This is a genomic window from Enterobacter sp. SST3 (genome assembly GCF_000286655.1).
Taxonomy (GTDB): Bacteria; Pseudomonadota; Gammaproteobacteria; order Enterobacterales; family Enterobacteriaceae; genus Enterobacter; species Enterobacter roggenkampii.
This window is the reverse complement of sequence record NZ_ALNS01000012.1, coordinates 54,468-71,360: the sequence shown is the minus strand read 5'-3', so window position 1 is coordinate 71,360 and position 16,893 is coordinate 54,468. Positions and strand designations below refer to the sequence as shown.

The 16,893-nt window shown below is 55.4% G+C and carries 18 protein-coding genes; 6 read left to right on the top strand and 12 right to left on the bottom strand.

Annotated features, from left to right (window positions below; genetic code table 11):
• Nucleotide 1 precedes the first annotated feature (1 nt).
• Nucleotides 2–238, bottom strand: coding sequence for a DUF1656 domain-containing protein (locus tag B498_RS14905; protein ID WP_008500581.1), 237 nt, complete (start codon nucleotides 236–238; stop codon nucleotides 2–4).
• 186 nt (nucleotides 239–424) lie between these two features.
• On the opposite strand from B498_RS14905, the gene slyA reads away from it, so the two are divergent.
• A complete protein-coding gene (slyA, locus tag B498_RS14910) occupies nucleotides 425–865 on the top strand; it encodes a transcriptional regulator SlyA (RefSeq protein ID WP_021241135.1) in 441 nt (146 codons plus the stop codon).
• Nucleotides 866–900: 35 nt separating this feature from the next.
• Here the strand turns inward: slyA and B498_RS14915 are convergent, their stop codons facing one another.
• Both B498_RS14915 and slyB read right to left on the bottom strand, forming a co-directional pair.
• Nucleotides 901–2,262, bottom strand: coding sequence for a GGDEF domain-containing protein (locus B498_RS14915; RefSeq protein ID WP_008500579.1), 1,362 nt, complete (start codon nucleotides 2,260–2,262; stop codon nucleotides 901–903).
• 199 nt (nucleotides 2,263–2,461) lie between these two features.
• A complete protein-coding gene (slyB, locus tag B498_RS14920) occupies nucleotides 2,462–2,929 on the bottom strand; it encodes an outer membrane lipoprotein SlyB (protein WP_008500578.1) in 468 nt (155 codons plus the stop codon).
• A 255-nt stretch (nucleotides 2,930–3,184) separates the two neighbouring features.
• Between slyB and anmK the strand changes: the two genes are divergently transcribed.
• The 5 genes from anmK (at nucleotide 3,185) to pdxY (ending at nucleotide 7,767) form a co-directional block, all read left to right on the top strand.
• On the top strand, nucleotides 3,185–4,309 hold the full coding sequence (gene anmK / locus B498_RS14925; protein WP_008500577.1) for an anhydro-N-acetylmuramic acid kinase: 1,125 nt from the start codon (nucleotides 3,185–3,187) through the stop codon (nucleotides 4,307–4,309).
• 87 nt (nucleotides 4,310–4,396) lie between these two features.
• Nucleotides 4,397–4,726: a C-type lysozyme inhibitor gene (gene mliC, locus B498_RS14930; RefSeq protein ID WP_085930290.1), complete on the top strand. Its 330-nt coding sequence runs from the start codon at nucleotides 4,397–4,399 to the stop codon at nucleotides 4,724–4,726.
• Between the two features lie 57 nt (nucleotides 4,727–4,783).
• Nucleotides 4,784–5,440, top strand: coding sequence for a pyridoxamine 5'-phosphate oxidase (pdxH, locus tag B498_RS14935; protein ID WP_008500575.1), 657 nt, complete (start codon nucleotides 4,784–4,786; stop codon nucleotides 5,438–5,440).
• Nucleotides 5,441–5,565: 125 nt separating this feature from the next.
• Nucleotides 5,566–6,840: a tyrosine--tRNA ligase gene (gene tyrS / locus B498_RS14940; RefSeq protein ID WP_008500574.1), complete on the top strand. Its 1,275-nt coding sequence runs from the start codon at nucleotides 5,566–5,568 to the stop codon at nucleotides 6,838–6,840.
• Between the two features lie 66 nt (nucleotides 6,841–6,906).
• Nucleotides 6,907–7,767 carry a pyridoxal kinase PdxY gene (pdxY, locus tag B498_RS14945; protein ID WP_032622810.1) on the top strand — a complete coding sequence of 287 codons (861 nt, stop codon included), beginning with the start codon at nucleotides 6,907–6,909 and terminating at the stop codon, nucleotides 7,765–7,767.
• Between the two features lie 90 nt (nucleotides 7,768–7,857).
• Here the strand turns inward: pdxY and gstA are convergent, their stop codons facing one another.
• The 9 genes from gstA to rsxA all read right to left on the bottom strand — a co-directional run bounded on the left by gstA (nucleotide 7,858) and on the right by rsxA (nucleotide 16,848).
• A complete protein-coding gene (gene gstA, locus B498_RS14950) occupies nucleotides 7,858–8,463 on the bottom strand; it encodes a glutathione transferase GstA (RefSeq protein WP_008500572.1) in 606 nt (201 codons plus the stop codon).
• A gap of 105 nt (nucleotides 8,464–8,568) precedes the next feature.
• Nucleotides 8,569–10,077, bottom strand: coding sequence for a dipeptide/tripeptide permease DtpA (gene dtpA, locus B498_RS14955; RefSeq protein WP_008500571.1), 1,509 nt, complete (start codon nucleotides 10,075–10,077; stop codon nucleotides 8,569–8,571).
• Between the two features lie 592 nt (nucleotides 10,078–10,669).
• The gene (nth, locus tag B498_RS14960; RefSeq protein WP_008500570.1) at nucleotides 10,670–11,305 is read right to left on the bottom strand and encodes an endonuclease III; all 636 of its coding nucleotides are present in this window, start codon (nucleotides 11,303–11,305) and stop codon (nucleotides 10,670–10,672) included.
• A complete protein-coding gene (locus tag B498_RS14965; RefSeq protein WP_008500569.1) occupies nucleotides 11,302–11,988 on the bottom strand; it encodes an electron transport complex subunit E in 687 nt (228 codons plus the stop codon). Before B498_RS14965 ends, nth begins: the two co-directional genes overlap by 4 nt.
• A 2-nt stretch (nucleotides 11,989–11,990) precedes the next feature.
• Nucleotides 11,991–12,611, bottom strand: a complete 621-nt coding sequence (rsxG, locus tag B498_RS14970) for an electron transport complex subunit RsxG (protein WP_008500568.1) — start codon at nucleotides 12,609–12,611, stop codon at nucleotides 11,991–11,993.
• A 10-nt stretch (nucleotides 12,612–12,621) separates the two neighbouring features.
• A complete protein-coding gene (rsxD, locus tag B498_RS14975) occupies nucleotides 12,622–13,674 on the bottom strand; it encodes an electron transport complex subunit RsxD (RefSeq protein ID WP_008500567.1) in 1,053 nt (350 codons plus the stop codon).
• Nucleotides 13,675–15,696, bottom strand: a complete 2,022-nt coding sequence (rsxC, locus tag B498_RS14980) for an electron transport complex subunit RsxC (protein ID WP_008500566.1) — start codon at nucleotides 15,694–15,696, stop codon at nucleotides 13,675–13,677. It abuts the gene before it with no gap.
• Nucleotides 15,689–16,267 (bottom strand): electron transport complex subunit RsxB, encoded by a 579-nt coding sequence (rsxB, locus tag B498_RS14985; RefSeq protein ID WP_008500565.1) that lies wholly within the window; start codon nucleotides 16,265–16,267, stop codon nucleotides 15,689–15,691. The genes rsxC and rsxB overlap by 8 nt, the downstream gene beginning before the upstream one ends.
• Nucleotides 16,267–16,848, bottom strand: coding sequence for an electron transport complex subunit RsxA (gene rsxA / locus B498_RS14990; protein ID WP_008500564.1), 582 nt, complete (start codon nucleotides 16,846–16,848; stop codon nucleotides 16,267–16,269). Before rsxA ends, rsxB begins: the two co-directional genes overlap by 1 nt.
• Nucleotides 16,849–16,893: the final 45 nt, after the last annotated feature.

Here is a 16,893-nt window from a genome sequence, read left to right as displayed (position 1 = left end):
GTCACCACACGATCAGAACAGCAAGGCCCAGGCATACACAGAGGGCAAACAGGGAAAGATCCATCAGCATGGGATGCCAGATTTCGCCGGAATACATCCAGTCGCGAAGCAGGCGATGCGCGATGAGCCAGAGAATAAAGCCCACCAGCACGGCCTTAAACAGAGGGGGAAAGTAGACTGACGCACCGAAGATCAGGTCCTGGAGGGGTAAACCCTCTGAGCGATGAAAAAAGGTCACGAGCAGAGATCCTTTGCAGTGAACAGAATGCCGTGTTGGCTTGTCTGAGTATGAAGAAGCATCACAATTCAGTGTAAGTCATACTTTTGAGTTAGATGAATGCAGTATTGCATTTGTTTTGCCATTACAAATGCTGCACACTATTCTAAAATCAGTATAATAACTTAGCAAGCTAATTATAAGGAGATGAAATTGGAATCGCCATTAGGTTCTGATCTGGCAAGGTTGGTACGCGTCTGGCGTGCTCTGATTGACCATCGCCTGAAACCTCTGGAATTGACGCAGACGCATTGGGTCACGCTGCACAACATTCATCAGCTGCCGCCCGACCAGTCGCAAATTCAACTGGCAAAAGCGATAGGCATTGAGCAACCGTCACTGGTGCGCACGCTTGACCAGCTGGAAGAGAAGGGGCTGATCTCCCGACAAACCTGCGCCAGCGATCGTCGCGCCAAGCGGATAAAACTCACTGAGAAAGCGGCGCCTATCATTACTGAAATGGAAGCTGTGATTACCAAAACGCGCGGTGAAATCCTTTCAGGCGTTTCACCGGCGGAGCTGGAAATGCTCATTAGCCTGATTGCTCGCCTTGAGCAAAACATCCATGAGCTACAGTCTCGCGACTGATCAACACTAAGGCCTTGCAACAGCAAGGCCTTTTTTTACTTAAAGACCACCACTCGATTACGGCCTGTCTCCTTCGCCTCATACATCGCCTTGTCGGCACTCTCCACGCACGCTTCTGCGGTCACGGACGATGACGTCGCCGTAAATACTCCCATGCTGATGGTAATCGGCTCAGGTAGCTGCCCTCCGCTGCTGGTTTTATCAAAGCTGCTTAGCTTCAACCGAATGCGTTCCGCCACCTGGTGGGCTGCATCTGAAGAGGTGTTGGCCAGCATCAGCACAAACTCCTCACCGCCGATTCGAGCCGCGATGTCCTGCGGGCGTACGGAATCCATCAGCAGATTGGCGACAAACTGTAAGACTTTGTCTCCCTGTAGGTGGCCATAGTTATCGTTGATACGCTTGAAGCGGTCGAGATCGCTGACGATAACCGAAACTGGGCGGCTGGGTTTCGCCATGTCCAGCGCCTGGTTTAACGATTCATAAAAATAGCTGCGGTTATACAGGCGCGTAAGCGGATCGCGAATCGAATTTTGATATGACTGCTGATATTTTAAATGGGAATCACGGTACAGCATGAAGACGTCGTAGAGCAGTACAAAAATAATCATCAGCGTAGCGACGGTTTCAAATAGCCGGGCGCGATACCACGATATATCTTCAGCATGTCCGCCTACTAACAGCATAGCGAGCGTGACGATATAGCAAATGCACAGGAAATTTCCGCCTACCCAGAATAAATTGCGCACGCGCGTGACAAACATCAGCGTTACTAATGAAACCACCCAGAAGACAATTAAAGAAATATTTATGCATTGGCTCCAGAGCACCATAAACTGACGGGTTTCGTTATCAACCAGGTCAATGGATAACAAGGGCGAGTGACTGGAATATATCCAGGCCAGTCCCACAACGCAGGCGGTAAAGAGAAACGCCCCGCTCACAATTGAGATATGCGCCAACCGTGAAAAGGGGTAATCGCGCGTAGGATAGAGTATTGCCGCAACGATGAACAACACCGCCATTAAAAAGTGGCGGAACATAAAGTAGATCATCGCATCGTTGTAGTTCACGACGTTGAACTGATAGAGGTTCAGCCACGCTGGAAAGCTGGACAGCGTTCCGACCATCAACAGTGCCGAACCGGCAAAGGCAAAGGCGATCGCAATCAGATAGAGCCGCCGCTTATCACACCAGTATTTCATTGCCATAAAGCAGGCAATAAACAGGTGAAACACGAGTAAAAAAATGGTGAGCGTAGGGAACAAAAGAGGCGAGAAGGAGGGAACCCATTCAACCACTTTTGAAAAGAGAGCTTGTAATATTCCGATGACGACAAGGCAACCGAAACAGAACGAGATATAACGACCTTTTAGACAACGACTATTCGCAAGCATATAAGTTTTTACAAAATGAGAAATAAATTATGAAGAGGTAATTGCGAAGAGTCTAAGCAAGTAATGCAATAAATACTTTGCGCGGAGACAATATACGATGAGATTAAATATTTGTGTGGTGAATATATTTTGTAAAAATATTCGTATAAGTGATGTATTTTGTAAATGGATGTGGCCCAATGGCCACATCCATTTTTAATTAACGTGGAGAAACGGTCACCTGGCTTCCGTTGCTTGCCAGCACAACGCGCTGACCTGCGGAGAAGCGGGTGCTGCCTTGTTTCTGAACAACCATAATGGTGCTGCCGTCGTCTTTACGAATTTCCAGCTCGACGCCCTGGGTTTTGTTCATCGCACCCTGAACACCCTGGCCTGCTACACCACCGGCCACTGCGCCTGCGGCTGTTGCCAGAGAACGGCCCGTACCGCCGCCGACGGTATTACCCAGGAAACCACCCAGAACGGCACCGCCGATGGCGCCCATCACGTTGTTTTCATCACCACCCTGAATCTGTACAGGGCGTGCGTTAACAACGGTACCGTAAGTCACGTTCTGAACCTGTTTCGCTTCAGAAGCGCTATACACGTCGCCAGAAAGTGAACTGTCATTCACACAGCCAGCCAGAGTTAAACCAATCAGCGAAACGCCCAGTACACGTAAAATCATTTGAATCTCCTGTTCACCAAAAACGCCCGATGGGGGGCATCCGTTATGGCTAAATTATATGGCATAAGGGGCCATCGTTCATATCTTTGCACTAACAATAGGAAAATTGTACTTGAATTTGACTTAACGAGACATAAACAGGATCCGCCCACGCTACCCGTCTGACATTGTTAAAAAATATTATTGCCGGATGGCAAAGCGACGCCGTTTATGGTTGAGTGGATATCCTTAGCCCACGCAACGTAAGGAAAGCGCATGAAATCGGGTCGCTACATTGGTGTGATGTCAGGCACCAGTCTGGATGGGGTAGATGTCGTTCTGGCTGCCATTGATGAGAACATGGTGGCGCAGCAGGCGAGCCTGACCTGGCCAATCCCCATTTCACTGAAAGAGGATATTCTCAGTATCTGTCAGGGGCAGCAGCTGACCCTTTCGCAGCTTGGACAGCTGGATGTCCGCCTGGGGGCGCTGTTTGCGGATGCGGTGCAGGCTTTGATGCAAAAAGAACATCTTCGTCCGCAGGATGTGGTGGCCATCGGGTGTCACGGACAAACGGTCTGGCATGAACCCATCGGCGATGCCCCGCACACCCTGCAAATCGGCGATAACAACCAGATTGTGGCGAAGACGGGCGTCACGGTGGTCGGCGATTTCCGTCGTCGCGATATTGCTCTTGGCGGACAGGGCGCACCGCTGGTGCCCGCGTTTCATCAGGCGCTGCTGGCGCACCCTTCAGAACGGCGTATGGTGCTCAACATTGGTGGGATCGCCAATCTGTCGATGCTTATTCCGGGGCAGCAGGTCCGCGGCTACGATACCGGCCCGGGCAATATGTTAATGGATGCCTGGATCTGGCGTCAGTGCGGTCAACCGTATGATAAAAACGCGGAGTGGGCGAGTGAGGGTAAGGTGATTCTCCCGCTGCTGCAGTCCATGCTGAGCGATCCTTATTTTGCCTTACCGGCACCGAAAAGCACGGGGCGTGAATACTTCAACTTTGGCTGGCTTGAGCGCCAGCTGGCGTCATTCCCGGCGCTCGCGCCGCAGGATGTTCAGGCGACGCTTGCCGAGCTTACGGCCGTGTCGATTTCTGAACAGGTGCTGCTTAGCGGCGGATGTGAACGCCTGCTGGTGTGCGGCGGGGGAAGCCGTAACCCGCTGGTGATGGCGCGTCTTGCCGGGCTGCTGCCGGGTACCGAAGTGTCGACGACCGATGAGGCCGGCATCAGCGGGGATGATATGGAGGCGCTGGCCTTTGCCTGGCTTGCCTGGCGCACTGTTGCCGGGCTGCCGGGCAATTTACCGTCGGTAACCGGCGCGCGCGAGGCGAGCGTTCTTGGGGCGATTTTCCCGGCAAATCCGCGTCATAATCAGAGTTAACTGAAATTCAGCGCGGCGCGTCGTCGTTAGAATGGAACGAAACAGGGGGGCAGCCATGCCCTCCAGGACCAGGATAGTCTTCGGAATATGCCCATGAAAAAACTTCTTCTTATTGCCGCCCCTTTGCTGCTGTCAGGATGCAGCGTCTACAACCAGCTCGTTGAGCGCATGCAGACCGATACCCTGGAGTATCGCTGCGACGAAAAACCGCTGACCGTGAAGCTGAACAATCCGCGCCAGGAAGCCAGTTTTGTTTACGACAATAAATTGCTGACGCTGAAGCAGGGCATTTCGGCCTCGGGCGCACGCTACACCGACGGTATCTATGTCTTCTGGTCGAAAGGCGACAGCGCCACGGTCTACAAACGCGACCGTATTGTGCTGAACAATTGCCAGCTCGAAAATCCGAAGCGTTGAGATTTTTACAGGGGCGGCGCACAATAGCGCCACCCACTCTCAATGTCAGCTAACGCCATGTCAGATAACGACGAACTGCAGCAAATTGCGCATCTGCGCCGTGAATACACCAAAGGCGGCCTGCGTCGCCAGGATCTTCCCGCTGAACCCCTCGTGCTTTTTGAACGCTGGCTGAAACAGGCCTGCGAAGCGAAACTTGCCGACCCAACGGCGATGGTTGTCGCAACGGTAGATGAAAACGGTCAACCGTATCAGCGTATCGTATTGCTCAAACATTATGACGAGAAAGGGCTGGTGTTCTATACCAACCTTGGCAGCCGCAAAGCGCACCATCTGGAAAACAATCCGCGTATCAGCCTGCTGTTCCCGTGGCACATGCTGGAACGTCAGGTCATGGTGACCGGCAAAGCGGAACGTCTCTCGACGCTGGAAGTGGTGAAGTATTTCCACAGTCGTCCGCGTGACAGCCAGATTGGCGCCTGGGTATCAAAACAGTCCAGCCGCATTTCCGCCCGCGGCGTGCTGGAAAGTAAATTCCTCGAGCTGAAGCAGAAGTTCCAGCAGGGTGAAATCCCGCTGCCGAGCTTCTGGGGTGGTTTCCGCATCCCGATTGAGCAAATCGAATTCTGGCAGGGGGGCGAACATCGCCTGCACGACCGCTTTTTATACCAGCGCGAGAATGGCGGCTGGAAAATCGACAGACTGGCGCCGTAATCCCCGAAATATGTTGATTTAAGCGCTAGCGCACACCGCGCTTGCGCTTTATTCTATGGTCCTTTCGCATCAGGCGAAAAGTCGTGTACCGGCAAAGGTGCAGTCGTTTATACATGGAGAATTTGATGGCAAGCAGTAACTTGATTAAACAATTGCAAGAGCGGGGCCTCGTGGCCCAGGTGACGGACGAGGAAGCGTTAGCAGAGCGACTGGCGCAAGGCCCGATCGCGCTCTATTGCGGCTTCGATCCCACCGCTGACAGCTTGCATTTGGGGCATCTTGTTCCATTGTTATGCCTGAAACGCTTCCAGATGGCGGGCCATAAGCCTGTTGCCCTGGTGGGCGGCGCGACCGGTCTGATTGGTGACCCAAGCTTCAAAGCCGCTGAGCGTAAACTGAACACCGAAGATACCGTGCAGGAGTGGGTCGATAAGATCCGCAAACAGGTTGCACCGTTCCTCGACTTCAACTGTGGCGATAACGCCGCGATTGCCGCGAACAACTACGACTGGTTTGGCAGCATGAACGTGCTGACCTTCCTGCGCGACATCGGCAAGCACTTCTCTGTTAACCAGATGATTAACAAAGAGGCCGTGAAGCAGCGTCTGAACCGTGACGACCAGGGTATCTCCTTTACCGAGTTCTCCTACAACCTGCTGCAGGGGTATGACTTTGCCTGCCTGAACAAGCTGCACGGTGTTTCCCTGCAGATTGGCGGTTCTGACCAGTGGGGTAATATCACCTCCGGTATCGACCTGACCCGTCGCCTGCACCAGAATCAGGTCTTTGGTCTGACCGTTCCGCTGATTACCAAAGCTGACGGTACCAAATTTGGTAAAACCGAAGGCGGCGCGGTATGGCTCGATCCGAAGAAAACCAGCCCGTACAAATTCTACCAGTTCTGGATCAACACGGCGGATGCCGATGTTTATCGCTTCCTGAAGTTCTTCACCTTTATGGATATTGAAGACATCAATGCGCTGGAAGAAGAAGACAAGAACAGCGGTAAAGCGCCACGCGCGCAGTACGTGCTGGCAGATGAAGTGACCAAACTGGTTCACGGTGAAGAAGGTCTGGCCGCGGCAAAACGCATTACTGCAAGCCTGTTCAACGGTACCCTGAGCGATCTGAGCGAAGCGGACTTCGAACAGCTGGCGCAGGACGGCGTGCCAATGGTTGAGATGGAGAAAGGGGCTGACCTGATGCAGGCGCTGGTGGATTCTGAGCTGCAGCCTTCCCGCGGTCAGGCGCGTAAAACCATCGCCTCAAACGCGATCACCATCAACGGTGAAAAGCAGGCTGACCCGGAATACACCTTTGTTGATGGCGACCGTCTGTATGGCCGCTACACCCTGCTGCGTCGCGGTAAGAAAAACTACTGCCTTGTCTGCTGGAAATAATTAACAGTCTCGAGGGGCGTGGGAAACCACGCCCCTTTTGTTTTTTCAGGGTTTGGTAAGCACGAAATGAAGAACATCCTCGCCATTCAGTCCCACGTTGTTTTTGGACATGCTGGCAACAGCGCTGCGGAATTCCCGATGCGCCGCCTCGGCGTCAACGTCTGGCCCCTCAATACCGTTCAGTTCTCTAACCACACGCAGTATGGAAAATGGACCGGCTGCGTGATGCCGCCTTCGCACCTCACCGAGGTGGTGCAGGGCATTGCCGATATCGGCCAGCTCAAGCGCTGTGACGCCGTATTGAGCGGTTATCTTGGTTCAGCGGAGCAGGGGGAACATATCCTCGGCATCGTGCGTCAGGTAAAGGCTGTCAACCCGTCGGCAAAATACTTCTGCGACCCCGTTATGGGCCATCCGGAGAAAGGCTGTATCGTGGCGCCAGGCGTGGCAGAATTCCACGTTCGCCATGCGCTGCCCGCCAGCGATATCATTGCGCCAAACCTGGTCGAACTGGAAATTCTCTGCGAGCATCCGGTTAACAGCGTAGAAGAGGCCGTAAGCGCGTCACGCGAGCTGATCGCGCAGGGGCCTGAGGTTGTGCTGGTAAAACACCTCGCGCGCGCAGGGCTAAGCCAGGATCGCTTTGAGATGCTGCTGGTGACGAAAGAGGATGCCTGGCATATCAGCCGTCCGCTGGTGGATTTTGGCCCGCGTCAGCCGGTGGGCGTGGGCGATGTGACCAGCGGGCTGCTGCTGGTGAAACTGCTTCAGGGTGCAACGGTGAGGGACGCGCTGGAGCACGTTACGGCAGCGGTGTACGAAATTATGATTGCGACGAAAGAGATGCAGGAATATGAACTGCAGGTGGTCGCGGCACAGGATCGTATCGCGAAGCCGGAGCACTATTTCAGCGCAACCCAGCTTTAAACGATGCCGGGTGGCGCTGCGCTGGCACGGGTCTACGGAATTCGTAGGCCGGGTAAGCGTCAGCGCCACCCGGGAACACAGTCTGCTCGGTTAATTCAACCCTTCCGCTTTCAGCGCCGCAGCCACCGCAGGACGTTCAGCCACGCGTTTCATATACGATGCAATGTGGTCTAACCCTTCCAGATTCAGCTTAACCGCACGTGCCCAGCGCAGCACGGTGAACAGATACGCATCAGCGATCGTGAAGCGTGAGCCGCCAATCCACTGTTCGTCTTTCAGCGATTCGTTAACGTACTGCAGCTTTTTCTCCAGCAGGGCGCGCAGGGTCGGCTTAAACTCTTCCGGCGTATCCGGGCGGAACAGCGGCGTAAAGCCTTTGTGCAGCTCGGTGGCAATGTAGTTCAGCCATTCCAGCGTTTTATAGCGAGAAATCGTACTGACCGGGGCCAGCAGCTGGCGATCGGGCACGCTATCGGCCAGGAACTGCATAATCGCCACGCCTTCGGTCAGCAGGGTACCGTCATCCAGCAGGAGCGCCGGAACCTGTCCTTTCGGGTTAATGGCAAGAAAGTCATCGCCGTTTTCCAGACGTTTTTTCATCAGATCAACGCCATCCAGCGTGAAATCTTTGCCGCTCTCGCGCAGGGTGATATGGGAAGCAAGAGAGCACGCGCCCGGTTTGTAGAACAGTTTCATCGGTAACTCCTTTTCGCTGAGGTTTCAGCTATGTTAGTGCGCAAACGGATAAAAAAAAAGCCGCTAATCAATTAGCGGCTTCTGGTCAGTCGTTTCTCACGGATTTCACGCAGTAGCGGTTTTGGTCGCCTTAGCGGTCTTGTCGTCGTCCTGAGTCATGCGATTCAGTTTCGGTGCGGTCAGCAGCATCAGAGCGGCAATAACGGCAGTCGCGATACCAATCTGCATGAACACGGTACCGTAGACGTTCAGGGAAACCAGTGGGTCAGTGACGTTTTCCGGCACGGCCATCAGGTTCGCAATCTTACCGGCGATAATTGCTGCACCGGCAGTGGTCAGGAACCAGCTACCCATAATGAAGCCCATCAGACGCTGCGGAACCAGCTGTGCAACCATTGCCAGACCCAGACCAGAGATCATCAGTTCGCCGATAGACTGCAGCGCGTAGCTCAGGATCAGCCAGTTAACGGATACGATACCCGCGTCGGTAGCAAATTTGGTACCCAGCGGCAGCACCAGGAACGCGCCGGAGCACAGCACCATACCGATAGCAAACTTGTGCGGCATAGGCAGACGGTCGCCCATCTTGTTATAGATCGCGGCCAGAATCGGGCTACCAATCATGATCCAGAACGGGTTCAGTGCCTGATACTGCTCCGGTTCGAACGCGATGCCCAGAATAGAGTGCTCGACGTTACGAATGGCGAAGAAGTTCAGAGAGGTTGGCATCTGGCTGTAAAGCACGAAGAAGATAATCGCTTCCAGCATTAGAATGAAGGCCACGATCATCTTACGACGGGCAGCACCCTGCATAGCGAATGCTTCTTTCGCGAAGATAACCACGATACCCAGCGCCACAACGCCCAGAACGGCACGTGCGATACCCTGGTTGTGCAGCAGCCAGGTAGCGATGGCCGCCAGCACCACAACGCCTACGATGGTCGCCAGCAGTTTGCCCATATGCACAGGCTCGAAGTCTGGTTTTGAACCGTAGTTTTTAACCCAGCTGCGGCAGAACAGGAAGTTCACCACGGTGATCAGCATACCGACGAAGCTCAGTGCAAACGCCACGCTCCAGCCGAATTTCGCTGCGAGCCATGGAGTTGCCAGCATCGAGAAGAACGAACCGATGTTGATGGACATGTAGTACATGGTAAATGCACCGTCCAGACGCGGGTCATCTTTGCTGTAGCAGGTAGAGAGCAGGGAAGACGGGTTCGCTTTGAACAGACCGTTACCCACGGCGATCGTGGCCATGCCCATATACACGACAGCGGCATCATGCCCTGACCATGCTACCAGTCCATAGCCAATCGCCAGAACAATGGCGCCCAGCATGATGACACGTTTAGTTCCGAGGACTTTATCGCCCAGCCAGCCGCCGATAGCGACCAGACCGTACACCAGAGCACTGAAGGAGGAGAACAGCGTGATGGAATCGGCTTCGGACATACCCAGCTGTTTCACCAGGTAAACCGCCATGATCCCTTGCAGGCCGTAGTAACCAAAACGCTCCCATAACTCAATAGAGAAGATGAGATAGAACGCTTTAGGTTGTTTAAAAGCGTTCAGACTCACGCTTTCATCTGTTGGTTTATTGTTTGCAGTCGACACATATACCTCTTTTTTTACATCCCATATTAACGGGGGTGTTCATAGCGTGATGGCCGTAGTCCATACGCCTTATAGTTATATTGGGAGGAGAAACGGCGGGTAATGTTCACTATCCTGCCCCATCTGGCAATACGTTTGTAATAATCTGTTACATATATCCTGAGTGGTATAATCGTCGGTTCATGCAAATGTTATTCAGCGTTAAATTTCATACGCTGAGTAAAGGTAGTTTTTTCGACTGGTAATCACCGGTCAGTACGGGCTGTTGGCGATATGTTCTGCTATTTGCCGCTTGTGGTAGTGATATAGCCCATATTCTGAAAAATAGCTGGTCTTATCGTCGGCAAAGAAAGAGGAGTGTCTTGTCAGATAAAGGGTTTAGGTCGATTTTAACAACAAAAATACAACATGAAGTTATCAGGGTGATCGCGATCACAGATGTATAGAAATTTTCGGCTATGAAAAAACTATTAACCTGTTTCAGCGTTAAAGAGCCGAATAAGTGACAGGTGAGGCGAAACGAAAGGCGGACAAATAACGGTCAAAAGAAGAGCGTTTGAAAGCCCTTCTTTAATCAGGGGATTGAGATGCCTCAGGGATATACTTTTTCTTTGTATTCGCAGAGATCTTCAATAATGCAGGAGCCGCAGCGAGGCTTACGGGCAATACACGTGTAACGACCATGCAGAATCAGCCAGTGATGGCAATCAACCTTAAATTCTGCCGGAACCACTTTCAGCAGCTTCTCTTCGACCTGCTCGACATTTTTCCCCGGCGCGAAGTTGGTCCGGTTAGAGACGCGAAATATATGCGTATCGACGGCGATAGTGGGCCAGCCAAACGCGGTATTGAGCACCACGTTCGCCGTTTTACGCCCCACGCCCGGTAAGGCTTCCAGCGCGGCACGGTCTTCCGGCACTTCGCCTCCGTGCTGCTCCAGCAGGATCCGGCAGGTCTTGATGACGTTCTCGGCTTTGCTGTTAAACAGGCCGATGGTTTTGATATAGGACTTCACGCCTTCCACGCCCAGCTCCAGCATGGCCTTCGGCGTATTGGCGACCGGATAGAGCAGGGCGGTGGCTTTATTGACGCTCACGTCGGTAGCCTGTGCAGAGAGCAACACGGCGATCAGCAGCTCAAACGGGGAGGTAAAATTCAGCTCCGTCGTCGGGTGCGGGTTCTCGTCCCGCAGACGGGTAAGGATCGCAATGCGCTTTTCTTTATTCATGAGGCCTTCTCGGGTGTCCCTTCCAGAACGCTGCGCTCAGCCGCGCGGCGCTTACGTTTCTCGTCAATCAGGTATTTTATCGCCAGCATCATGCCAAGACCAATAAACGCGCCAGGCGGCAGCATCGCCAGCAGGAATGGCGTATCGGTGTGGAACACTTCAATACGCAGCGCTTTGGCCCAGCCGCCCAGCAGCGCATCAGCGCCGTCGAACAGCGTACCGTTGCCGAGGATCTCGCGCAGCGAGCCCAGCACGAACATGGCGCAGGTGGCACCCATGCCAATAGAAAAACCGTCCAGCGCCGACATGGCCGGACTGTTTTTCACCGCAAAGGCTTCCGCACGCCCGACCACGATACAGTTGGTGACGATAAGGGGAATGAAGATCCCGAGCGACTGGTACAGACCGAACGCGTAGGCGTTAATCAGCATCTGAACAATACTGACCACCGACGCAATGATCATGACGTAAATAGGAATACGAATTTCCGACGGCGTCCAGCGGCGCAGGGCAGAGATGGAGAGGTTGGTCAGGGTCAATACCAGCGTGGTTGCCAGACCCAGACCGAGCGCGTTGGTGGCGGTGGATGTCACCGCCAGCAGTGGGCACATGCCCAGAAGCTGAACCAGCGCGGAGTTGTTTTTCCACAACCCCTGGACAATAACCTCTTTAACCTGGCTCATGATTACTCCTCACAGGCCGGAAGATTGTTGATTTGCGCGGGCAGCGTTTCAGCGTATAGCCCGGCTCGTTTTACGGCATTCACCACCGCACGTGGCGTGATGGTCGCCCCGGTGAACTGGTCGAACTCGCCGCCATCTTTCTTCACCGCAAACGCGGTGTCATCTTCACCATGGATCACTTTACCGGCAAAGTGCAAAATCCAGTCGCTCAGACGGGTTTCAATTTTATCGCCAAGACCCGGCGTTTCATGGTGTTCCGTCACGCGGGTGCCCAGTATGGTGCCGGAGAAATCGCTGCCCACAAGCAGCTGAATGGCACCGGAATAGCCGTCAGGCGCCGTCGCTTCCATCACCGCGCCGACCGGTTTATCCCCTTTGCGGGCAATGAAGAGGCGGTGCGGGCCTTTCCCAAGCTGCGGCGCGTCTACCACGAAGCAGCTTTTTTGCAGGTCGTTATCGTAGAATTCCGCCGGGATCACCTGATCGAACAGCGCCTTTTGCTGCTTCGAGGCCTGCTCTTCGATGGTCGTTTTGGTCAGCGCATTTACCAGAGCCGTCAGCCCTGTCAGGACCGCGGCGAAGACAGCCAGCGTGACGCCGTGTTTTTGCATCGTTTTGAACATGGCGAGACCCTTAGCGATGACCGTACACGCGCGGACGCGTGTAATAGTCGATGAGCGGAACGGTAATGTTGGCAAGCAGGACGGCAAAAGCCACGCCGTCCGGGTACCCGCCAAAGCTGCGGATGAGCCAGACCAGCAGGCCTGCCAGCGCGCCGAAAATCAGGCGCCCGCGGTTAGTCGTTGAGGCCGTCACCGGATCCGTCAGGATAAAGAAGGCACCCAGCATGGTCGCCCCGGAGAGCAGGTGCAGCTGCGGGCTGGCCAGTGATTCAGGAGAGAATACCCAGCCCAGCGTGGCGCAGACCGCCAGCGTCACGAGGAAGCTGACCGGAATATGCCAGCGGATGGCTTTCTGCTGCAGCAGGAACAGGCCGCCCAGCAGATACGCCAGGTTGACCCACTGCCAGCCGGCACCCGCCAGTACGCCGCTGTAGATGGCGGATTTCATGATCTGCTCAACGCTGTGCCCGGCATGCAGGGACGTTTTAAAAGTATCAAGCGGCGTCGCCTGGCTGATCCCGTCCACGCCCATGCGCAGCGCGTTCATATCGGCACCGAGTGCCGTATGGCCGGTAAAGATCACATGCAGAGCATCCATGAAGCCCGGAACCGTGGCCGCAATCTCGTGCGGTGGCAGCCAGCTGGTCATCTGTACCGGGAAGGAGATCAGCAGCACCACGTAGCCAATCATCGCCGGGTTAAACGGGTTATGGCCGAGTCCGCCATACAGCTGTTTGGCAATGATCACGGCAAACACGGTGCCAAGGACCACCATCCACCATGGAGCAAACGGCGGGATACTGATCGCCAGCAGCAGGCCGGTCAGCAGCGCGGAGTTATCGGCCAGAATGCGGGAGACCGCCGCCTTGCGCAGCTTAAGGACAAGGGCTTCCGCCGCTAAGGCGCTGGCACAGCCCAGGATTATCTGGAACAGGGTTCCCCAGCCGAAAAACCAGCACTGAACGGCAATGCCCGGCAGCGCCGCCAGGCAGACCAGCATCATAATGCGCGATGTCTGGCGCTGATTGTGGGTGTAAGGGGAGCTTGCGATTCTGAAAACCATTTAATCCTCGTTAACTGCTTGCTGTGCGGCTTTCTTTGCCTGAACGCGCGCAATGGCGGCGGCGACGGCGGCTTTGCGCGGGTCATCGTTGGCGGCCTGCGGTTGCTCATCCTGCTGCGCCGCTTTGCGGGCTTTAGCGCGGGCAATCGCCGCTTCGACGGCGGCTTTACGCGGATCGACCGGCGCGTCGGGTTCTGCGGTTGGCGTCTGCTGCGCCGCTTTGCGGGCTTTGGCACGGGCAATCGCTGCCTCTACGGCCGCTTTGCGAGGGTCGACCGCTTCCTGCTCAACCACCACGTTCTGCTCGCCGGCTTTGCGGGCTTTGGCGCGGGCTATTGCCGCTTCAACGGCCGCTTTACGCGGGTCGATCTCAGCATCCGTCTGGACCGCTTGCGCTTTTTCAGCCTGACGGGCGCGAGCCTGAGCTTTACGCGCTTCACGCGCCGCAATGGCTTCGCTGTTGTCCGGCTTCTCGCCAGCCGGGATCACCACAGGCTGCGCCGCGGTCGCTTTTTTCTCGCGAACGCGGGCCAGTGCGGCGTTAATCGCATCCTGATCTTTCTCGCCGGGCTGAACGGCGGCCTGCTTATGGCGCTCCTGACGGGCGATTTTCTCGCGTTCCAGTCGCGCCTGGCGCGCTTCAAAGCGCGCTTTGGCTTCCGCCGCGCGTTTTTCTTCCATGGAGATGGCATAAATTTCCGCCTTCTCCTGGCGGAAATACTGCACCAGAGGAATGTTGCTAGGGCAGACCCAGGCGCAGGCGCCGCATTCGATGCAGTCGGCCAGGTTATGGGCTGTCGCCTTGTCGTGCAGCTGGCCTTTGCTGTACCAGTACAGCTGCTGCGGAAGTAGATCCGCCGGGCAGGCGTCGGCACAGGCGCTGCAGCGAATACAGCCTTTTTCTTCCTGCTCTTCACCCATCTCGGTCGGGGAAGGGGCGAGCAGGCAGTTGGTGATTTTGACTACCGGCACATCGAGCCACGGCAGAGTAAAGCCCATCAGCGGGCCGCCCATGATCACCATCTGGTCGCTTGACGGGCAAAACTCAGCCTGCTCCAGCAGGTGACGCACCGGCGTACCCAGACGCGCCCAGACGTTGCCCGGACGAGAGACCGCGTCCCCGGTCAGCGTTACCACGCGCTCGGTCAGCGGCTCGCCGTCGATCACCGCGCGCTTCACGGCGTACGCGGTCCCGACGTTCTGCATCAGCACGCCGATATCTGAAGAGCGTCCGCCGTGCGGAACCTGCTTACCGGTGAGAATTTGCGTCAGCTGTTTAGCACCGCCAGAGGGGTATTTGGTCGGGATAACGCGCAGGCTAATATCGTGACTGCCCGCCAGCACGGCGCGCAGCATTGAGATAGCCTGCGGTTTATTGTCTTCGATACCAATCAGCACTTCTCGCGGCTGCAGAATGTGCGCGAGGATGCGGATGCCTTCCACCACCTGGGCGGCGCAGTCCTGCATCAGACGATCGTCGGCGGTGATGTACGGTTCGCATTCGGCGGCGTTGATAATCAGCGTCTGAATGTTATCGCCACCGCCGCGCAGCTTGACGCCGGTCGGGAAGCCTGCGCCACCCAGTCCAGCAACGCCGAACTGATGAATGCGCTCAATAAGCACCTCGCGGCTGCGGGAGCGGTAGTCGCTCCAGCCATCGCGGTCGATCCAGCGGTCTTCGCCGTCGGCTTCAATCATCACGCTCAGCTCTGAGAGCGCTGACGGATGCGCCACCGTATGAGGCGCGATGGCGACCACCTTACCGGAGGTGGGGGCGTGCACCGGCAGCATACGTCCGCGACCAAAGGTCAGCGGCTGACCGCGAAGAACCGTATCGCCTTCTTTCACGCACAGCTCACCCTCAGCGCCAATGTGCTGCTTGAGCGGCATGACGAAACGGGTCGCCAGCGGTATTTGACGCAGCGGCGTGCCGTTAGACTGGGTTTTCATCTCCGGTGGGTGAATACCGCCGTCAAAGTCCCAAATCTTCTCTTTTCTGAAAGCAGAAAATAACTTAAGCATGTTGTTCCACAGGAATATTGCGAACCGGAATGGTTTGAAGATCCCATTTCCAGCTTTCGGTAGTCGTTTCAACCGGGCGTAGCTCGATACATTGCGTCGGGCAGGGGGCTACGCAGAGGTTACAGCCGGTGCACAGGTCCGCCACCACGGTGTGCATGGCGCGCGTGGCGCCAACAATGGCGTCGACCGGGCAGGCCTGAATACATTTGGTACAGCCGATGCAGTTCGCTTCGTCGATCACGGCCAGCGCGCGGACCGGCTCCTGCACGTCCGCGTCGCCATCAACCGGCTGCGGATCAACGTTAAGCAGGGCGGCAATTTTCAGCATGACTGCTTCGCCGCCGGGGGCGCAGCGGTTAATTTTTTCGCCCTGGATGCCTACCGCTTCAGCGTAAGGGCGGCAGCCCGGGTAGCCACACTGCCCGCACTGGCTTTGCGGCAGAAGCTCATCAATTTTCTCAACAACGGGATCGTCCTCTACCGCGAAACGGCGGGAGGCGTAACCCAGGATAAGGCCAAACACCAACCCCAGGACGCTGATAGAGGCGATGGCAATCCAGATAGCATTCATTACAACTTCACCAGACCACTAAAGCCCATAAAGGCCAGAGACATTAAACCGGCGGTGACCAGCGCAATCGCGTTACCGCGGAAGGGCGCAGGAATATCCGCTGCTGCCAGGCGCTCGCGAATAGAGGCAAACAGCACCATGACCAGAGAGAAACCGACAGCCGCAGAAAAACCATACAGCGCCGATTGCATAAAGTTATGGCCCAGGTTGATGTTCAGTAGCGCCACGCCGAGAACGGCGCAGTTAGTGGTGATCAGCGGCAGGAAGATGCCCAGCAGGCGATAGAGCGCCGGGCTGGTTTTGCGCACCACCATTTCGGTAAACTGCACCACCACCGCGATAACCAGAATAAAGGCCAGCGTACGGAGATAGGTTAATCCCAGCGGAATGAGGATCCAGGTATCAATCCACCACGCGCAGATGGACGCCAGCGTCATGACGAAGGTCGTCGCCAGCCCCATGCCCATTGCCGTTTCCAGTTTTTTGGAAACGCCCATAAACGGACACAGGCCAAGGAACTTCACCAGAACGAAGTTGTTAACCAGCACGGTGCCGACAAAGAGCAGTAAGTAATCGGTCATTATTTAGCCTGAAATAAAAAAGCCGCCTATTATCGGACAAACACA

Bases quoted from the DNA above. Each gene is read 5' to 3' on its own strand.
- pdxH (WP_008500575.1), top strand. From the start codon at position 4,784: ATGTCAGATAACGACGAACTGCAGCAAATTGCGCATCTGCGCCGTGAA.
- anmK (WP_008500577.1), top strand. From the start codon at position 3,185: ATGAAATCGGGTCGCTACATTGGTGTGATGTCAGGCACCAGTCTGGAT.
- rsxA (WP_008500564.1), bottom strand. From the start codon at position 16,848: ATGACCGATTACTTACTGCTCTTTGTCGGCACCGTGCTGGTTAACAAC.
- pdxY (WP_032622810.1), top strand. From the start codon at position 6,907: ATGAAGAACATCCTCGCCATTCAGTCCCACGTTGTTTTTGGACATGCT.
- slyB (WP_008500578.1), bottom strand. From the start codon at position 2,929: ATGATTTTACGTGTACTGGGCGTTTCGCTGATTGGTTTAACTCTGGCT.
- tyrS (WP_008500574.1), top strand. From the start codon at position 5,566: ATGGCAAGCAGTAACTTGATTAAACAATTGCAAGAGCGGGGCCTCGTG.
- B498_RS14965 (WP_008500569.1), bottom strand. From the start codon at position 11,988: ATGAGCCAGGTTAAAGAGGTTATTGTCCAGGGGTTGTGGAAAAACAAC.
- slyA (WP_021241135.1), top strand. From the start codon at position 425: ATGAAATTGGAATCGCCATTAGGTTCTGATCTGGCAAGGTTGGTACGC.
- nth (WP_008500570.1), bottom strand. From the start codon at position 11,305: ATGAATAAAGAAAAGCGCATTGCGATCCTTACCCGTCTGCGGGACGAG.
- mliC (WP_085930290.1), top strand. From the start codon at position 4,397: ATGCCCATGAAAAAACTTCTTCTTATTGCCGCCCCTTTGCTGCTGTCA.
- rsxG (WP_008500568.1), bottom strand. From the start codon at position 12,611: ATGTTCAAAACGATGCAAAAACACGGCGTCACGCTGGCTGTCTTCGCC.
- B498_RS14915 (WP_008500579.1), bottom strand. From the start codon at position 2,262: ATGCTTGCGAATAGTCGTTGTCTAAAAGGTCGTTATATCTCGTTCTGT.
- rsxC (WP_008500566.1), bottom strand. From the start codon at position 15,696: ATGCTTAAGTTATTTTCTGCTTTCAGAAAAGAGAAGATTTGGGACTTT.
- gstA (WP_008500572.1), bottom strand. From the start codon at position 8,463: ATGAAACTGTTCTACAAACCGGGCGCGTGCTCTCTTGCTTCCCATATC.
- rsxD (WP_008500567.1), bottom strand. From the start codon at position 13,674: ATGGTTTTCAGAATCGCAAGCTCCCCTTACACCCACAATCAGCGCCAG.
- rsxB (WP_008500565.1), bottom strand. From the start codon at position 16,267: ATGAATGCTATCTGGATTGCCATCGCCTCTATCAGCGTCCTGGGGTTG.